The 17,824-nt window shown below is 66.6% G+C and carries 16 protein-coding genes; 10 read left to right on the top strand and 6 right to left on the bottom strand.

From position 1 onward, the window contains the following. The 4 genes from A5727_RS03245 to A5727_RS03260 all read right to left on the bottom strand — a co-directional run. Nucleotides 1-1,231: MCE family protein (locus A5727_RS03245; protein WP_068244399.1), on the bottom strand; the 1,231-nt coding region annotated here is incomplete at its 3' end. Beyond that, complete coding sequence (locus A5727_RS03250) at nt 1,228-2,313, bottom strand: MCE family protein (protein ID WP_068244402.1); 1,086 nt, start codon at nt 2,311-2,313, stop codon at nt 1,228-1,230. The genes A5727_RS03250 and A5727_RS03245, both read right to left, overlap by 4 nt. Then, nucleotides 2,313-3,341: an MCE family protein gene (locus A5727_RS03255; RefSeq protein ID WP_068244405.1), complete on the bottom strand. Its 1,029-nt coding sequence runs from the start codon at nt 3,339-3,341 to the stop codon at nt 2,313-2,315. Before A5727_RS03255 ends, A5727_RS03250 begins: the two co-directional genes overlap by 1 nt. Further along, complete coding sequence (locus A5727_RS03260; protein WP_068244408.1) at nt 3,338-4,525, bottom strand: MCE family protein; 1,188 nt, start codon at nt 4,523-4,525, stop codon at nt 3,338-3,340. The genes A5727_RS03255 and A5727_RS03260 overlap by 4 nt, the downstream gene beginning before the upstream one ends. Before the next feature lie 292 nt (nt 4,526-4,817). On the opposite strand from A5727_RS03260, the gene A5727_RS28330 reads away from it, so the two are divergent. Next, complete coding sequence (locus tag A5727_RS28330; protein WP_286150015.1) at nt 4,818-4,943, top strand: hypothetical protein; 126 nt, start codon at nt 4,818-4,820, stop codon at nt 4,941-4,943. Nucleotides 4,944-4,959: 16 nt separating this feature from the next. Further along, entirely contained in the window at nt 4,960-6,039 is a 1,080-nt protein-coding gene (locus A5727_RS03265; protein ID WP_068244412.1) for an NAD(P)H-dependent amine dehydrogenase family protein, read from the top strand. Here A5727_RS03265 and A5727_RS03270 read toward each other — a convergent pair. Together A5727_RS03270 and A5727_RS03275 are read right to left on the bottom strand one after the other, a co-directional pair. Then, the gene (locus tag A5727_RS03270; RefSeq protein WP_068244547.1) at nt 6,036-7,328 is read right to left on the bottom strand and encodes a TetR/AcrR family transcriptional regulator; all 1,293 of its coding nucleotides are present in this window, start codon (nt 7,326-7,328) and stop codon (nt 6,036-6,038) included. The two genes, A5727_RS03265 and A5727_RS03270, sit on opposite strands and share 4 nt — an antisense overlap. A 160-nt stretch (nt 7,329-7,488) precedes the next feature. Continuing rightward, nucleotides 7,489-8,418 (bottom strand): SDR family NAD(P)-dependent oxidoreductase, encoded by a 930-nt coding sequence (locus A5727_RS03275; RefSeq protein WP_068244415.1) that lies wholly within the window; start codon nt 8,416-8,418, stop codon nt 7,489-7,491. Between the two features lie 121 nt (nt 8,419-8,539). Between A5727_RS03275 and A5727_RS03280 the strand changes: the two genes are divergently transcribed. The 8 genes from A5727_RS03280 (at nt 8,540) to A5727_RS03315 (ending at nt 17,818) form a co-directional block, all read left to right on the top strand. Then, complete coding sequence (locus A5727_RS03280) at nt 8,540-10,174, top strand: nitric oxide reductase activation protein NorD (protein ID WP_082949578.1); 1,635 nt, start codon at nt 8,540-8,542, stop codon at nt 10,172-10,174. 65 nt (nt 10,175-10,239) lie between these two features. Beyond that, nucleotides 10,240-11,037, top strand: a complete 798-nt coding sequence (locus A5727_RS03285) for a CbbQ/NirQ/NorQ/GpvN family protein (protein ID WP_068244422.1) — start codon at nt 10,240-10,242, stop codon at nt 11,035-11,037. Between the two features lie 43 nt (nt 11,038-11,080). Beyond that, nucleotides 11,081-12,193: an ABC transporter substrate-binding protein gene (locus A5727_RS03290; protein WP_068244425.1), complete on the top strand. Its 1,113-nt coding sequence runs from the start codon at nt 11,081-11,083 to the stop codon at nt 12,191-12,193. A 3-nt stretch (nt 12,194-12,196) separates the two neighbouring features. Beyond that, a complete protein-coding gene (locus A5727_RS03295; RefSeq protein ID WP_068244428.1) occupies nt 12,197-13,324 on the top strand; it encodes a spirocyclase AveC family protein in 1,128 nt (375 codons plus the stop codon). After that, nucleotides 13,321-14,238, top strand: coding sequence for an SDR family oxidoreductase (locus A5727_RS03300; RefSeq protein ID WP_068244431.1), 918 nt, complete (start codon nt 13,321-13,323; stop codon nt 14,236-14,238). The genes A5727_RS03295 and A5727_RS03300 overlap by 4 nt, the downstream gene beginning before the upstream one ends. 13 nt (nt 14,239-14,251) lie before the next feature. Next, nucleotides 14,252-15,709 carry an aldehyde dehydrogenase family protein gene (locus tag A5727_RS03305; RefSeq protein ID WP_068244549.1) on the top strand — a complete coding sequence of 486 codons (1,458 nt, stop codon included), beginning with the start codon at nt 14,252-14,254 and terminating at the stop codon, nt 15,707-15,709. Beyond that, entirely contained in the window at nt 15,709-16,920 is a 1,212-nt protein-coding gene (locus tag A5727_RS03310; protein ID WP_502687649.1) for a cytochrome P450, read from the top strand. The genes A5727_RS03305 and A5727_RS03310 overlap by 1 nt, the downstream gene beginning before the upstream one ends. After that, the gene (locus A5727_RS03315; RefSeq protein ID WP_068244437.1) at nt 16,910-17,818 is read left to right on the top strand and encodes an SDR family NAD(P)-dependent oxidoreductase; all 909 of its coding nucleotides are present in this window, start codon (nt 16,910-16,912) and stop codon (nt 17,816-17,818) included. Before A5727_RS03310 ends, A5727_RS03315 begins: the two co-directional genes overlap by 11 nt. The last annotated feature ends 6 nt before the right edge of the window (nt 17,819-17,824 follow it).

A 17,824-nucleotide genomic window follows, 5' to 3' on the forward strand; every position in this document is an offset into this window, starting at 1 on the left:
GGTTGGGTGGGGACGGATAAGCCGAATCCTGCGGTGCGATCGGCATGAAGTCCGAGACGGTCCCGGGCCCACCCGGTTGCAGCGACGGCTCGGAGTAGATCAGCTTGCCGGGGGACGGCGCGCTGGTCATCAGCGGGTTGAACGGGAACGGCAGGTAGTTGAAGTTCATCGCGTTGAGCCCGGGGCCGAGGGTCTGCTCACACAGTTTCCCGGTCTCGACGGACGTGACGTTCTCCAGCGCCCCGATCATGCCGCAGAAGAACATGCTGGGGTTCGACATGTTGTTGAGAATGAAGACGCCGCTTGCCCCACCGGTCCGAGGGTCGAACATGTTGTAGGCGTTGGCGATCGCCGTGGGTGACACGTGCAGCACCTGTTCCAGGTCGTCGCGGTGGTCCACAAGGTTCTGGGTGACGTTGCCCAAGCGGGTGACCTGTTCGGCGGCCTTGTCCCGGGTGTTCGCCACGAACCGCTGCACCTCGACGACGGCCTCGTTGAGGTTGGTCAGCGCGGCGTCCAGATCCGACCGGCCGCCGTCGAGCACGCTGCTCAGTGATGCCAACCGGTCTTGGAACTGCACGATCTGTTGATTGCTGTCGCGCAGGACAGCGACGAAAGTGTTCAGGTTCCTGATGATCTCGGTGATGTCCCCGCTGCCCTCGGCCAGCACGCGTCCCACCTTGGACAGCTGCGCGAGGGTGTTCCGGAGCTTGTCGCCGTTGCCCGACATGGCGTTGGCGGCGCTGTCGATGAATCGTCCGATGGAACTCGACCCGTCGGTCAGTGTGGGCCCCAAGTCCGTCGCGAGCCGGTTGAGCTGTTCCTTGACCTCATCCCACTCCACGGGCACCGCGGTGCGGTCGTCGGGGATGACGGTTCCGTCGGCCATCAACGGACCCCCCGTGTAGCCCGGAGCGAGTTGGACGAACCGCGACGACACCAGGTTCTGCGCGACGATCACGGCCCGTGCGTCGGCGGGCACCCGCACGCCGTGATCGACCTTCAGGGTCACCGTCACGGTGGTCCCAGCGGGCGAGATGTCGGTCACCGTACCGACCTTGACCCCGGCCACTCGGACATCGTCGCCGGGGTAGATGCCGTGTGCACTGGGGAAGATCGCCGTGACGGTCATGGGTGCGAGCAGTCGGAGCTGGGCAACGAACACACCCGCGCCCACCACCAGTGCCACCAGCGCCGCCGCCGTCAGGATTCTGATCCGTCTGCGTGTCACCGTGGCGGACTCTCAGGAATTCCGTTGTACGGAAACGGAATCTCGGCGCGCGGACCGGCGTTGTCGGGTGGTTGTCCGGCGTTGACGCCGCGGCGGAAGCCGAAAGCGTAGTCGAAGAACGGCTGAAGGATGGGCGGCAGGTCGAGGTTTGGGATGTAGGCCGTGTAGAACGGCCCGGAAGCCACGGTTTCGCCGAGGGTGACCTGGAACTTCGCCAGTCCGGGAAGGGCCTTCGCGATGTTGTCGCGCTGGCGTTCGAGCATCGCCAGCACCGTGTTCAGCTTCTCCAGGGTGGGCGCGAGTTCCTGTTCGTTGTCGTGCACCAGGCCGGTGACCTCGCGAGCCACCGCTGAGGTGTGAGCCAGCAACTCCACGAGGGCGTGTCTGCGGTCGGCCAGCACAGCGAGCAGGTCGTTGGCGTTCAGGATCAGGGTGTTGACCTGTTCGGTGCGTTGGGACAGCACCTCCGTCACGTCGCGTCCGCTGCGGAACAGGTCGGCCAGCGCGGTGTTCCGGTCCGCCAGGGCCTGAGAGATGCGTGTGACTCCGTCGAAGGTCGAACCCAGTTGTGGGGCAACCTGATCGAGTGTCGCGCTGAGGGTGTCCAGCGACTGATTCAGGCTGGCGGTGTCGGTTCCCTCGGTGTTGGTGGTCAGATCGCTGACCGCGTCGGTCAGGGTGTACGGCGAGAACGTCCGCGTCGTCGGAATGGTGGTGTGCGGCCGCAGTGGTCCGCTGCCACTGGACTCGAGGGTGAGCACGCGTTCGCCGAGCAGAGTCCCGGTCCGGATGTGGGCGGTGGTCGTGGAACCCAGCGCAGTGCGACCGTCCACGGTGAAGCGGACGACGGCGTTGGGCTCCCGCAGGGCGATCTCCGTGACGGATCCGACCTTCATGCCCGACACCGTGACATTGTTGCCGGCCGTCAGTCCGCTCGCGTCGGTGAACACCGCCTGATACTGAACCGCGGTGGCCCACGACAGGATCCGCTCGGGGGCCAATCCCACCGCGACGGCCAGCAGTGCCAGCATGATGCCGATGAATCCGTTCCGGATCATATGTGGCCCACGGTATTTCAGCATCAGAGCTCAGCGCACCTTCCGTTCTCCTGCTTCCACATCGGGAAGACCGCGGTGCGCCCCTCGAGATCCGTGACGCGGATACCGAGCGAGCAGATGTAGTAGTTGACAAAGCTGCCGTAGCTTCCGATCCGGATCAGCTTGCGGTAGTTCTCGGGCGCCTTCTCCAGGGACGTCTCGATGCGGTCGTGCTTGGATTCGATGTTCTGCGCCAGGGTGAACAGCTGGTCGAGTCCGCCGGCGAGCGAGGGACGTACGTCGGTGAGCAGACCCTGCAGCGCCGCAGTGCCGCCGTTGAGGGCGTCGACGGCCGCGCCGATGGGTTCACGTTCGGCGGCCAACTCGCTGATCAGCCGCTCCAATCGGCTGATCAGAGTCGAGAATTGATCACCTTCGGAAGCCAGGGTGCTCAGGGTGTTGCGCAGATTGTCGATCAGCGAGTCGATGACCTGATTCTTGTCGGCCAACGCGTTGGAGAACGTCGACGTCCGCGAGAGCAGGGACTCGATGGTTCCGCCCTGGCCCTGGATGATCTGAACCAAGGACGCGGAGAGCGCGTTGACATCCTGCGGGTTGAGCCCGTGGATCACGGGCTTGAGCCCGCCGAGCAGGGTGTCGAGGTCCAGAGCCGGCGCCGTTCGGTCAACCGGGATCCGCCCACCCGCCGGGAGGATGCCCGGCGGGCCGGCCCCGTCGACGACCTCGAGGAATCGGTCTCCGACCAGATTGAGGTAGCGCACCGCCAGCCGAGTCCCATCGGTCAACGCGAGGCTGCGGTCGACGTCGAAATCCACCACGATCGTCTTGTCGGGCTGCATGGTGAGCTTCTGGACAGTGCCCACCCGCACGCCCGCGAAGCGCACGGTGTCGCCGGCTTTGAGGCTGGAGATGTCGGAGAACACCCCGGAGTAGCCGACGGTCGAGCCACTGCGGTACTGACCGAACACCGCGAACACGCCCGCGGTCAGTATGAGCATGACGACGGCGAAGACACCGAACTTGAGCCCGACGCGGGACTGACGGTGCCTCATCCGGGCTGACCGATCTGTGCACTGTTGCGGGGCGGGCCGGTGATGGGGCCGAACATGATCTGCTTGAGCAGATCGGAGTTGAGCACGATGCCGGGGTTGTTGTACTTCCACGGGTTTGTGCCGCTGTCGGTGACGACGTAGGGGGGCGTCTTGCCGTAGGGCACGGTCGGCAGATCCGTGCACTGCGGGCCACCTTTGGCGGCAACCTTCGGCAGATCGTTGGGATAGCGATACCGGTCCTGCCCCCAAAGGAACCCGGCCATGACCTCGACGCCGGGCACATTGAGCGGGGCATTGTTGGCCATATTCCGCACGCCGCCCAGGCCACAGGTCAGTCCGGCTTTGTAGTTGTCGGCAAGGGTGGTGGTGGGCACCATCAGGCGCAGCACCTCGGCCAGCGGCTGACCGTTCTGGGCCAGCACCTCGTCTCCGGTGCGGGCCAGTCCGATGGCGCTGATCAGCACCCGGTCCAGATCGTCCCGCCTGTCCACCACGGTGCGTCCGATCTGCACCGAGGAGTCGATGATGGACATCAGATCCGGCCCGGCGTCGGCGTAGGCGCGCACCGCGACAGGAGCGGCGGCCAGATCACGGTTGAGCGCATCGATGTGCGGGTTGACCTGAGTGAGGAACGAGTTCAAGTCCCTCAGCGACTCGCCGATCTGATCTCCGCGACCGTTCATCGCCGACGAGATTGCGCCGAGGGTTTCGTTGAGTTTGTCCGGCTGAATCGCACTCAGCACCGAGACGAGTTGTTCAAAAAGTGTGTTGATCTCCAGCATCACGTGATCGGCGGCGATCACCTGTCCGGGCTGCAGCCCGGCGTCCGAGGCGTTCTCGGGGACGATGAAGTGAATCGCCTTGGCGCCGAACACTGTTGCGGACGTGATATCTACGCCTGCGTCAGCGGGGATCGCTGACAGTCGCTCCGGATCGATTGCCAGGTGGATCGCGGCCGTACCGTCGGCGCGGTCCTCAACGGCACTGACCCTGCCCACCTGGACGTCGTGCAGCATGACCTTGGCGTCCGGATTCATCACCAGCCCTGCACGCCCCGAGAGCACGGTGACGGGCACCGACGCGGTGAATCCACCACGGAAAAGTGTTGCCGCAAGCACGATCACGGCGACAAGCGCGGCGACGCCGAGCAGCCCCACCAGCGGTCGCAGCGTCCCGTGTCTCAACCTCCGTGACCTTCCCCCCAAGACCCCTGTTCAACGAATTTCGACGCGAATGCGGCAGCGGGGTCAGAATGTGGAAAAGTTTGCCCGGCGGCCGCCAAAGACCACTGGCCGCCCTAAGGGTGCCAGTGGCTGCGCACTGTCTCGGTGTTTGCCATCCCAGGCACCTCGGTTTCGCAGGTGGACCGAATCCTATGCTCCGGCAAGCTAACAGGACCATTCCAACGCGGTCAAGAGGTGTGCGCGTTTCGACGATGCCACCCGTTCAGAACAAATGTTAGGTTAGCGTGTGCGCGTGAGCCCTGCATCCGAGAACCCGATGTTCACCCTGAGGTTTCCACATGCGGGCAGGGCACCTGAACACGGTGGGCCGACGGCTGAGTTGTCGGCGGCTGGCGCCAACGCCGCAGAATCGGCGTGACGGGAGAGCATGAGCAATGTCGGAACCGGTGCGTGTCGTCGTATGGGCCACAGGCGGCGTGGGATCGGCGGCGATCGACGCCGTGGTGCGCAGACCCGACCTCGAACTGGTGGGTGTGTGGGTGCATTCGCCGGACAAGGATGGCGTCGATGCCGGTCTTCTGGCCGGCGGAGAACCGCTCGGGGTGACCGCCACCCGCGATGGCGACGCGCTCATCGCAGCACGGCCGGACTGTGTCGTGTACAGCGCGAGCGGGCCGGAGCGCGACGCCGGGGCCGTCCCGGACTACCTGCGTCTTCTCGAATCGGGGATCAACGTGGTCTCCACGACCTCGACCAGTCTGGTGTATCCGCCCGCGTACTTCTCGCCCGAGTGGCGCCAGCAGTTGGAGGCGGCCGCCAAGGCCGGTGATACATCGTTCTACGCGTCGGGCATCTTCCCAGGATTCGGATCCGACCAGCTGGCACTGCTGTTGACCACGCAGTCGAAGAGCATCAGATGTCTGACGGTCTCCGAGGTCTCCCTGAATGACCACTACCCGGTTGCGGAGGTGATGATCAACGGGATGGGGTTCGCCCGCCCTCTCGACTTCGTTCCCATGCTCCAGACACCTGGTTTCATCGAAATGGCATGGCGGGCACCGATCAGACTCATCGGCGACGCTCTGGGGGCCGAGGTCTCGGAGATCCGCGGTTCACTCGACCGCAGGCTCGCCGACCGTGACATCGACGTGGCATTCGGCACCATTCGGGCGGGCACCTGCGGTGCGGTCCGCACGAGGGCAGCAGGCGTGGTCGACGGCCGGGAGGCCATTGTCGTCGAGCACATCATCCGGATGGCGCGCCATGTCGCGCCCGACTGGCCGCGGTCCGACAGCGACGCGACCTACCGCGTGGACATCGAGGGGGATCCCGATGTGCACTGCGCCATGACGCTCGGAGTGGCGGAGGGACATGGAGCGGGCCGGGCGGCGATGACGGCGACGGCGATGCGGGTGGTCAACGCCATCCCCTATGTGGTCGAGGCACCGGCGGGTCTGTTGAGTTCGCTCGACATCCCGAACACCCTGCCCCGATACGTGTTCGGCAGTGGCTAGGGTGCCTCGCGCTGTACGACGCCGCGCAGGCTGGTGTCGCGCACGTGCAGTTGTGACTGCCGGGTGCCGAGTTCCTTGAGGATGTTCTCGGGAATCCAGCCCACCCCGATGAGGGCGCGGGCCAGCATCTCGTTCGACGGACTGTCGAACCTGATGTCACCGGATCGAATGCCCTCGGAGACAAGGGTCTTCACCTGACGCACCCGCTTGGCGTACAGCCAGCCCGGGTTGGGGGTGTCCGGCGGAGACTGCCGCATCCAGGCCAACTGGATACGGAACTCGTCCCCGAATTGGTCCAGCGCGTTGGTGTGGATCCAACTCAGCGCGTCGAACTTCTCGATGGTCGACGCGTCGGAGCGCAGCACGCTGGTCCAGCCGACCGCGATCTTCTCGCCGAAGGACTGCATGATCGACGCCAGCAGTTCGTCCTTGGAGCCGATGAGCCGGTACACCGTGCCGGTGCCCAGTCCGGCGGCCGATGCGATGTCGCGGACCGTCGTCCCCTCGTAGCCGCGGCGACCGAACTCGGCCCGTGCGACCGCCCGAAGTTGAGCAGCCTTGTCGGAGGGGTCCTCGCCGGACTCGGCGATCCAGGACTGCACGACCTGATCAGCGGCGACGAAGGCGGCCGAGGAGTCCAGGCTGGCGTCGCTGAGCTCGCGGCCCGCGATGCCCTCAAGAAGTATGCGGCACAACAGCGTTGCGACCTTGTCGGGTGCCGCGTTGTGCCGCATGACATCCAGGCCGACCTGAAGCATGGTCTGGCAGATGCGGTCGGCCAGGATGGGCAGGTCGACATCTGAGCGCAGGTATCCGCTCCAGCGTGCGGTGCGCAGTGTCTGCAGCATCGCCTCCAGCGTGGCGGTGGGACGCAGCTGGGCCAGTTCGGTGAGCTCAGGATTGGGGTTGGGGCTCTCGTAGAACGACATCTGCAGCGCGGCGCGATGCGCGACGGCGCATCGTGCGATGGCCGCGCCCAATTGGGCGATGCGCTCGAACGGCGGCCGCGGTTCGGGGTCGTCGAGGCGGTCGAGGGCCTGCTGGCCGATGCGATCCAGATCCTGGTGATAACGCCGAAGCAACTCGACGAGGATGGCTTCCTTCGACTCGAAGTGGTGGTAGAGGCTTCCCGGCAGAATGCCCGCGGCGTCCGCGATCTCCTGCAGCGAGGTCCGCAGTCCGGAGGTGGCGATCAACGTCGCGGCGGTCTCGAGGATCTCGTCGCGCCGGGTGCGATCCGCGGTCTCCTCGGACGACTTGTGCCGGCCCCGGGGTGAGCGCTCCGGCACGTTCCGCGACCCCGCGGTCAGCTGGGAACGAGCCACCACACCTCCACTGCATCCGCTTCGGCGCTGGGCTTCTCGGCCCGACCGAATATTTGTTTGACGCTACCAGAGTAGCCCTGGTGAACGGGCGTGGCGGAGTCGCGCTGACCGGTGCTGCTGCGGGTCAGCCGGCCTGCTCGAGACGCGCGGTGACATCGAAGACTTCATCGTAGATCGAACCGGGGATCGTGAAGGGCTCCGCGGCCGACACCTCGGCGAGATGCGCCTCGATGTCCTCCGCGGTCGGGTTGGCGCCGGGATCTGCGAGCCAGCCCTGGCCCAGGCCGACGAACACGCGCGCAAACCGTCCAGCGCAGGCCGAGAAGTTCTGATGGCTGATCTGAGCGGCCCGACTGGCCAGGTACACCACGAGCGGAGCGACCAACTCGGGCCGGATCGATCGGAAGAGCACGTTGTCGGGCAGCCCGTCCGGATCCCCCACGGACTCGGTGACCATGCGGGACAGTCCGAACGGCAGCACCGTGTTGGCCAGGATGCCGTGGGGAGCACCTTCGAGCGCGATCACGTTCGTCAACCCCACCAGGCCCGCTTTGGCCGCGGCGTAGTGCGCCTCGAGGTGTTGTCCGAACATCCCGGCGGAGGACGCGACGAACACGAATCTCCCGTAACCCTGATCCTTCATCGCGCGGTAGGCGGGTTGGGCGAGGTGGAATCCGCCGTCGAGGTGCACGCGCAGCATGCGGCCCCAATCGTCGGGGGTGAGGTCCTCGAACGCGATGCTGTTGAAGATCCCCGCATTGCTCACGACGGCGTCCACTCGTCCGAACTCGTCGAGCGCACGCCCGATGATGGCCGCACCGCCCGCAGGGGTGTCGACCGAGTCGTAGGACGCGACCGCGCGGCCGCCGGCCGCGGCGATCTCGGCGACCACCTGATCGGCCACCCCGGTGTCCACGCCGTCGCCTGCCATGGTTCCGCCCACGTCGTTGACGACCACGGCGGCACCCCGGCGTGCCAGCGCGAGTGCGTAATGACGGCCCAGTCCGCGTCCTGCTCCGGTCACCACCGCGACCTGTTCCGCGAAGTCGATCACGCGGTACTCCTTACGCTTTGGCGAGCTGGGCATTGACTCCAGAATGGGCCGACCGTACGTTGGAACAGATCTTTGGTCAAGGTGAGGTGGCGTGGAATCCGACGATCCGAAGCGGTTGGGCATGCTCGCGTCGGCCCTGGCGGGCCGCACCGTCTCAGTGGCGGCCGCCGAACCCGGTGAGCCGGCGTGGACGGACGGCACCGTCGTGTACGTCGGTGCTGCAGACAGTCCGGGCGACCAGTTGACGTCGGTCGCTGTGCAGGCGTCCCTGCTGGCCGCCGGCAGTCTGACCTCGAGTGTCGTGCGCAGGTTGCGGCGCCGGGGCGAGCTGGCGGCGCGGTACCTGGCGGTCGAGGGGAACCGCGCGCTCGCTACCAACGAGGACCTGCTTCCGTATGCGGTGCGGTCCCTGATCGACATCGATCTCGCGCGGCAGACCACATCGCCGGCCGAATCGCTGCAGGTCGCCAAGCGTACGACCGTGGCCGCGCCACCCCTGTTCGGGACCATCAGGCCGCGCCGGCTCGTGGCCGTCGACGCTGCGGCGGGTTCGTCGGTGGAGCCGGCGGGTCACGCGCCGCGAAAGCAGGCCAGCCGTGAACTCGCCGGACTCGACGATGCCGACGACGACTCGGCTGACGACGACATGATGGATCCGTTCTCGAGCCCCGTCGGCGGCGGCGGACTCGCCGGAAAGCTGTTGCAGCGCATGCTGAAACGGGTGCGAAAACTCAGTGGCGGCGGATCGCCGGGGGCTGACACCCCCACTCATCGGTCACCGAAGGGGACTCGCGGGGCGGGTGCGGTCATCTCCAGCGCCTCGGCCATCGACATGGATTCCGACAACTCCCGCGAGCAGGGCTGGCGATATCCGGAATGGGATCTGCACCGCAGGCGGTATCGGCCGGACTGGTGCACGGTGCGGGAGACCGACCCCGATGTCGATCCCAATGCTGTGCTGGGTCGCCCCGACGTGCACGCACTGCGCAGGCCGCTGACGCGACTGGGAATCGGTCTCGACCGCTGCCATCGCCAGGCACAGGGGGATGACATCGATGTCGACGCCGCGGTCGAGGCGCGGGCGGAACTCCTGGCCGGGTCGGTGCCGGACGAGGCGGTCTACGTCGACAGCCTGCGGCGTCGGCGGGATCTTGCGGTGTTGATCCTGCTGGACGTCTCCGGGTCCGCCGCTGAGGCCGGGACGTATGGACAGATCGTGCATGGACAGCAGCGAGAGGCCGTCGTCGCGCTCAGCACCGCACTGCACGAGCTCGGCGATCGGGTGGCGCTCTACGCATTCGCCTCCCAGGGGAGGAATGCGGTGAACATGCAGCCGGTCAAGCGGTTCGATGAGCATCTCGACCTGCGAGTTCTGCAGCGCCTGGCGAGTCTGGTGCCTGGGGCGTACTCCCGGTTGGGTGCGGCGATCCGGCACGGGACCGCCGTCATCGAGGAGAAGGGCGGCACGTCGCGACGGCTGCTGGTGGTGCTGTCGGACGGCCTCGCCTACGACCACGGTTATGAGCGCGGATACGGCGCCGCCGACGCGAGGCGAGCACTGTCGGAGGCGCGCCGACGGGGGGTGGGCTGCCTGTGCCTGACCGTCGGGGCGGCCACCGACAGCGGAGAACTCCAGCAGGTGTTCGGCAGTGCCGCGCATGCGGCCATCCCCAGGCCGGCCCAGGTGGCCGATCACATCGGGCCGCTGTTCCGCGCCGCGCTGCGCACCGCCGACACCCGCCGGCGAGTGTCCTGACACCCTTGAACCAAACATCTGTTCCGCGTTAGGCTCCTGTCACCGACGAGAAGGGATCGAAGCCGGTGCAATCGCCAAGGCCGTATTACGTGCCCGTCGCCAACGAGGAACAGGTGTTCCGCGCCGCCTATCGGCAGGGGCTTTCGATCGTGTTGAAGGGTCCAACAGGATGCGGCAAGACCCGTTTCGTCGAGGCCATGGCCCACGACCTCGGCCGGCCCCTGATCACCGTGTCGTGCCATGACGATCTGACCACCGCCGATCTGGTGGGGCGCTTCCTGCTCCGCGGCGGTGACACCGAGTGGGTCGACGGTCCACTCACGCGGGCCGTGCGCCAGGGTGCGATCTGCTATCTCGACGAGGTCGTCGAAGCGCGTCAGGACACCACCGTGGTGCTCCACCCCTTGGCCGACCACCGCCGTCAACTGCCGATCGAGCGGCTCGGGGAGACCCTGGACGCGGCGGACGGGTTCGGCCTGGTCGTCTCGTACAACCCGGGTTATCAGAGCGTGCTCAAGGACCTCAAGGACTCCACCAGGCAGCGCATGGTGGCCATCGAGTTCGGTTATCCGACACCGGATGTCGAAGAGAAGATCGTCGCCACCGAGGCAGGTGTGGCGCCCGGGGTGGCCGCCGAACTGGTGACACTCGGCCAGGCGATCCGCCGACTCGAGACCGGTGGGTTGCGCGAGGTGGCGTCCACACGCGTGCTGATCGCCGCCGGCCAGCTCATCGCCGAGGGGCTGACGCCCCGGGAGGCCGCCAAGGCTGCCATCGCCGGACCGCTGACCGACGATTCGTCAGTGACGCGCGGGCTTCTCGAGATGGTCGACGCGTATCTGCGCAGTGATCCCGACCTGTGAACAAATCTTCGGTACCCCCACTTTCCTGACGAGCGGAGAACAGATGTCCTACGAGAGCACCGCCGAGCCGATCAAGATCGGCTATCTGATGGACTTCAAACTGCCTGAGCTGTATCCGCAGGAGATGAAGGAGGATCTCTCCAACCCGTTCGATCTGGTGTTCTCCGAGGCGTTGGCCGCCGGCGTGATCGATCGTCCGATCGAGATCGTCTACCGGGAGGTTGAGGGGCTGCCCAAGGGGTCGGTCAAGGCCGTCATCGACGCCTACGGCGAACTCGTCGACGAGGGCTGCCTGGCGGTCTTCGGCCCGCACATCTCGGACAACTGCGTGCCCACCCGCGAGGCGATCGAGGAGAGGTTCCGGGTGCCCGCCCTCAGCGTCACCGGCAGTGACGACTGGCTGGGTGAGTGGACGTTCTCGTTCCCCCAGGGATCGCTCACCGACGAGCCGATCTTCTGGGCCGACCTGCTGGCCAAGGGGGGACACGGCCGGGTGGGTGCGCTCGTCGAGCAGTCGCTGGTCGGCGACACCTATTTCAAGCACTTCCGCACCGCTGCGCGGCGCCGGGGCATCGACATCGTGGCCGAGGCGCGGATCGCGCAGACCGCCCAGGACGTGGGCGACGCCGTCAACCGCATCTACGAGGCGAAGCCCGACGCGCTTGTGCACTGCGGCTTCGGGTTCGGCATCGTATTCGTCAATCCCGCGTTGGAGGCCCTGGGTTGGGATCCGCCGCGGTTCACCAGCACGGCCTTCCAGAACGCCTGGATCAACCCGATCATGTGGAACGCCTTCATGGGCTGGACCGGCGTGGACCAGTACGACGAGCAGAACCAGATCGGCCAGCAGTTCCTGGACAGCTATCAGGACAGGTACGGCCGGCGGCCCGAATACTGTGTGCCCGTGGTGAACCGGGACGTCGCCACGACGCTGCTGCGGGCCTTCACCGATGCCCATCCACTGAGCCCGCGCGGAGTCAAGGAGGCCCTCGAGCGGGTCAAGATGCTGCCCGCGGCCGCCGGAGCACCGGGCACGCGGGTGTCGTTCGGCAACTGGACCAGGCGGGCGTGGATGGGCGCGGGATACCTGGTGGCCCGGCGCCTGGACGCGGACGGGGTCAACTCGCACCTCGTCGACCGCTTCGGGGAGGAGTGAACGGTGAGCACCGAGCAGGTTGAGCTGCCGCAGGACGAGGCGTCTTCTCGGCGCAGTCCATGGCCCTACATCTGGACCGGCGTCGCCCTGGTGCTGCTCGGGCTGATCGCCTACCACGCGCGCGTCGGTGCGGTGTCGCCCAGAATCCGCAATCCCGAGGTGCCGCCCGGCCCCGCGCCACGCCCGGTGGAACCGCTGTTCGGTTATGACCACTGGGTCACGGTGCTGCAGATCTTCACCGTGGTCACGGTGCTGATTCTGGTGGCCGTCTTCGTGTGGGGGGCGCGCCGCAATCCACGCAGTCCGATCCTGTGGATGGGCATCATCACGACCCTGATCGTGTGGCAGGACCCGATCATGAACTGGGCGCCGTTCGCGGTGTACAACCCTGATCTGTGGCACTGGCCGGAGGACTGGCCGCTGGTCTCACTGTCGCCGACCGTCGAGCCCTTCCTGGTCATCGGGTATGTGATGTTCTACTTCGGGCCCTACTTCCCCGCCGTCTGGATCCTGCGAAAACTGCAGGCCCGCAAGCCGGTTGAGTCGTTCGTGTGGCGGCACCCGCTGATCACGCTGGGCGGGCTGATCCTGGTCATCGGGTTCATCTTCGACGCCATGCTCGAAATCTCGCTCGTGCGCACGGGCATGTACATCTACTCCCAGGTGATCCCGTTCGGCTCGATCTTCGTCGGGCAACCCTGGCAGTTCCCGCTCATCTGGGAGTCGCTGATGGTGACCTTCGTGATGATCCCAGCCGGAATCCTGGTCTACCGCGACGACACGGGTCGCTGCGTCGCCGAGAAGCTGGCCCAGCGGGCGCGGATCTTCCCCAGCCGGCCGGTGGTCGGCATGGTCGCGGTGATGTTCGTGGTGCTCAACCTCGCGTACTTCGCCTACGGCTTCGGCTTCCAACTGATCAAGATCAGCGGTGCGGCCACCTCAGTGGCCTGCCCGTGGCCGTATCCCGAGGCCAAAGTTTATGACCCACAAGGTTATTACGAGGCCAACGGTCAACCCGGATCGTATTCTGTCGGCATCTGGTCGACCTGGATGAGCGGACAACCCAACGGACGTCCCGACGTCGAACCGCCTGCCGACGGTGGCCGGTGTGCGCCGGAGAACTTCCAGTGAGCACGCCCAGCCGGGTGGTGATCACGGGTGCCTCCCGCGGTCTCGGATTGGCCTCGGCCACGCGCCTCCACCGCGACGGATGGCATGTCGTGGCCGCGATGCGCTCGGTCGAATCGGGTATGGACGCCCTTCGAGAGGCCACGGGCGCCGACATCGGCGATCCGCGTTTGACCGGAGTCGCGCTGGATTTGACCGATCCGGAGTCCATCGATAAGGCCGCCGCCAGCATCCTCGCGGACGGGCCTCCCTTCGCGCTCGTGCACAACGCGGGAATCTCAGCCGCGGGCATGTTCGAGGAGACGCCACTTGAGGTGTGGGAGAGGATGTTCGCCACCACCATCCTGGGGCCTGTCGCGCTGACCAAGGCCGTGCTGCCCGTCATGCGCAGCGCGGGACGTGGGCGCGTCATCCTGGTGTCCAGTCAGGGTGGTGTCCGCGGAATGCCCGCCACTGCGCCGTATTCCGCAGTCAAGGGGGCGCTGGAACGCTGGGGTGAGTCGATGGCCGGTGAGGTGGGGGCGTTCGGGGTCGGTGTCTCGGTCCTGGTCACCGGCACCTACGACACCGACATCATCACCGATGCGGGCACCACGGACTGCCGCGATCTGGACGGCCCCTACGCCCGTCATCACTCGACCATGGACAAGCGCGGCCGGGCCGCGATGAAGATGGCGGCGCGATCGCCCGAGAAGTTCGCCGCGGGTCTGGTCAAGGCGTTGGAGAGCACCAAGCCGTTCGAGCGCAGACCGGTCGGCCCGGATGCGCGAATGCTGTTGCTGGCCAACCGCTTCCTTCCCCCTTCCGGTATGCACCACATGACCCGTCTGATGATGGGGATCCCGCGCTTCGGCGCCCTCAAGTCCACCCAGAGCACATCCACCTCCAGCCCCGAAGTGAGCCCCCGTGATGCCTGAGTTCGAGACCAAGATGATGATCGACGGTAAGCTCGTCGACGGTGAGGCTGGCACATTCACCAACATCAACCCGGCCACCGAGGAGGTGATCGGCGAGGTCGCCGACGCGTCCACCGCCGATATGCACCGCGCCATCGATGCCGCACGGCGGGCGTTCGACGAGACGACGTGGGCGCAGGATCGCGCCTTCCGGCAGCGCTGCCTGCTGCAGTTGCAGGACGCCCTGGAAGCCGAGCGCGAACAACTGCGCGAGGAGTTGATCCTCGAGGTCGGCTGCCCCCGGTCGATCACGCACGGTCCTCAGCTGGACGCACCACTGTCGGACGCGCTGCGCTACCCGGCGAAACTGATTGACGAGTATCCGTGGGAGACCTCGCTCGGTGACGCCTTCGTCTCCGTCACCGGCGTCAACACCACGCGCAAGGTGTGGCGTGAACCCGTCGGCGTGGTCGGTGCGATCGTGCCGTGGAACTTCCCGTTCGAGGTCAGCATCCAGAAGATCGGGCAGGCCCTGGCCACCGGGAACACCGTCGTGCTCAAACCCGCACCGGACACGCCGTTCAACGCGACTCGGTTGGGCCGCCTCATCGCTGAGCAGACCGACATCCCGCCCGGCGTGGTCAACGTCGTGACCTCATCGAACCACCTGGTCGGGGAGGAACTCACGCTGTCCCCGAAGGTCGACCTCATCTCGTTCACCGGTTCGACCGCGGTGGGCCGGCGGATCATGGAGAAGGGCGCCGCGACCATGAAGCGGCTGTTCCTCGAACTCGGCGGCAAGTCCGCGACAATTGTGTTGGAGGACGCGGACTTCGGACTCGGCTGCATGATGGGCATCGCTCCCTGCATGCATGCCGGCCAGGGGTGCGCCAATCCGACCCGGATGCTGCTGCCGCGTTCGCGCTACGACGAGGGCATCGCAATTCTGAAGGGCATCTACGAGGGTGTGGCACCCGGTGACCCCCAGGATCCCGGAACACTGTGCGGCCCCGTGATCTCCGACCGGCAGCGCAGCCGAATCCGGGGCTACATCGACAAGGGTGTCGAGGAGGGCGCGACCCTGGTGGTCGGCGGGTCAGAGGCCCCGGACGGGCAGGAGCGCGGATTCTTCGTCAAACCGACCCTGTTCGCGGACGTGGACAACTCGATGACGATCGCGCAGGAGGAGATCTTCGGCCCCGTGTTGGCCGTCATCCCCTATGAGGACGAGGACGACGCTGTGCGCATCGCGAACGACAGCCCCTACGGACTGGGCGGCAACGTGATGGCGGGCACGCTGGATCATGCCCTGGCGGTGGCCGGCCGACTTCGGGCGGGCTTCATCGGAATCAACGGCACGGCGGGATACGGCGCCGACACCCCGTTCGGGGGATACAAGGCCAGCGGGGTCGGAAGACAGAACGGCACTGCGGGTTTCGACCAGTACACCGAAGTCAAGTCGATCGCCTACCCAGCCGAGGAGCGCAGCTGATGCAACTGTTCGACGATCTCGAAGACTTCGGGGCATTCGACGATGTGGTGTCGGGCAATGTTCGCGACCCCTACACCGAGTTGGCCCGTCTGCGGCGCGAAGAACCCGTGCAGCGTATCGACATGTCCGGTATGCCGGGCGAGGAGGGCAAGCCGGTCTTCATCGTCTACCGCCACGATGACATCGCAGAGATGTTGCGGGACAACGAGACCTACTCCTCGGCCATCATCATCGCCGCATTCGGCGATGTGCTGGGTGAGCACGTGATGCTCGGCATGGATGAACCCGAGCACGGCAGGCACCGCGCGCTGGTGGCCAAGGCGTTCAGCCAGAAGGCGTTGGCGCGGTGGGAGACAGACCTGGTCGCCCGCGTGGGCAACGACCTGATCGACCAGTTCGCCAAGCGTGGAACCGCGGACCTGGTCAAGGAGTTCACGTTTCCCTATCCCACGCGGATCATCGCAGGGCTGCTGGGTCTGCCAGAGGAGGATTTCCCGCAGTTCCAGCGTTGGTCCATCTCACTGCTGAGCTTCACCATCAATCCCGAGCGCGGTCGCGCCGCGTCGAAGGCGCTCGAGGAGTACTTCGCTCCGATCCTGGCCGCCCGCCGGGAGGATCCGCGCGACGACCTGATCAGCCGACTCGCCGAGGCCGAGATCGACGGCGAGCGCCTCAGTGACGACGAGATCTACTCGTTCCTGCGTCTGCTGCTTCCCGCGGGTGTGGAGACCACCTACCGCTCGTTGGGGAATCTGTTGTTCGGTCTGCTCAGCGATCCCGAGCAACTCGAGGCGGTGCGCAACGACCGATCGCTGTTGGCGCAGGCCGTGGAGGAGGGCGTGCGGTGGGATCCGCCGCTGCTGACCATCACCCGAGTGGCCACCCGGGACACCGAGCTGGGCGGCGTGCCGATTCCGGCCGGTTCGTCGGTGATGCCGATGCTGGGCGCGGCGAACCGCCAGGAGGATCGATACCCCGACCCGGACAGGTTCGACATCTTCCGGCAGCCGCGCGCCCACATCGCGTGGGGACACGGCGTGCACGTCTGCCTTGGGATGCATCTCGCGAGGCTGGAGATGCGCACCGCGCTCAACCTGCTGTTCGACCGGCTGCCCAATCTTCGGCTGGACCCGGGCGACTCGGACCCGCACATCCGTGGTCAGGTGTTCCGATCCCCGACGTGCCTGCCCGTCCGGTTCGATGTCGGCTGAGCTGCGGTTCGACGGCCGTGTCGTGGTCGTCACCGGAGGCGGCCGGGGAATCGGCCGCAGCCACGCACTGCTGCTCGCGGCCAAGGGTGCGCGCGTCGTGGTGGCCGACAACGGCGCCGGGATCGACGGCACGGGCGGGTCGGCGGAGCCCGCGCAGGAGGTGGCGCGGGAGATCGTCGACGCCGGTGGCGACGCCGTCGCCTGTGTGGCCGCGGTGCATGATCCGGTGTCCGCGGAATCGGTCATCGACTGTGCGCTGGACAGTTTCGGCCGCGTCGACGCGGTGGTCAACAACGCCGGCATCCACGACCCGGGGCCGTTCGAGGACCTGACCGTCGATCAGTTCCGGACCATGTGGGACGTGCACTGTCTGGGCACGGTGAACGTGACGAGGGCCGCCTGGCCACGTTTCGTCCGCGCTGGATACGGCCGCGTGGTCAACACGGTCTCCGAGGCCATGCTCGGCGGTATCGAGGAGTTGAGCAGCTACGGAGCGGCCAAGGGCGCGGTGTTCGGCCTCACCCGCAACCTCGCCACCGAGGGGCATGCCCACGGGATCCGAGTGAACGCCGTCGTGCCGAGGGCGTACACCAGAATGTCGGCGTCGCACTCCGACAAGCTGGCGGCGGACATGGGTGTCCCCGCCGAGGCCATGGCCCAGATCAACGCACAGATGCCGCCCGACCTGTGTGCTCCCGCGGCGGCCTACCTCGCACATGAGTCCTGCGCCATCAGTGGCGAGATGGTGCGCATCGGCCTTGGCGGCGTTGCCCGCATCGCCGTCGTGCACTCACGCGGTCTGGACCGGACGCCGCTGACCGCCGAGGACATCGCCGAGAACCTGACCACGATCCTCGACCTCAGTGCCCCCCAGGTGGCGCTGGCCATCCCAGTGTGACCCCGA

The organism is Mycobacterium sp. ACS4331, assembly GCF_001667265.1.
Taxonomy (GTDB): Bacteria; Actinomycetota; Actinomycetes; order Mycobacteriales; family Mycobacteriaceae; genus Mycobacterium.

Excerpts from the sequence above, each read along its gene's own strand:
- A5727_RS03255 (WP_068244405.1), bottom strand. The coding sequence starts at position 3,341 with ATGAGGCACCGTCAGTCCCGCGTCGGGCTCAAGTTCGGTGTCTTCGCC.
- A5727_RS03305 (WP_068244549.1), top strand. The coding sequence starts at position 14,252 with ATGATGATCGACGGTAAGCTCGTCGACGGTGAGGCTGGCACATTCACC.
- A5727_RS03315 (WP_068244437.1), top strand. The coding sequence starts at position 16,910 with ATGTCGGCTGAGCTGCGGTTCGACGGCCGTGTCGTGGTCGTCACCGGA.
- A5727_RS03310 (WP_502687649.1), top strand. The coding sequence starts at position 15,709 with ATGCAACTGTTCGACGATCTCGAAGACTTCGGGGCATTCGACGATGTG.
- A5727_RS03265 (WP_068244412.1), top strand. The coding sequence starts at position 4,960 with ATGTCGGAACCGGTGCGTGTCGTCGTATGGGCCACAGGCGGCGTGGGA.
- A5727_RS03280 (WP_082949578.1), top strand. The coding sequence starts at position 8,540 with ATGCTCGCGTCGGCCCTGGCGGGCCGCACCGTCTCAGTGGCGGCCGCC.
- A5727_RS03290 (WP_068244425.1), top strand. The coding sequence starts at position 11,081 with ATGTCCTACGAGAGCACCGCCGAGCCGATCAAGATCGGCTATCTGATG.
- A5727_RS03250 (WP_068244402.1), bottom strand. The coding sequence starts at position 2,313 with ATGCTGAAATACCGTGGGCCACATATGATCCGGAACGGATTCATCGGC.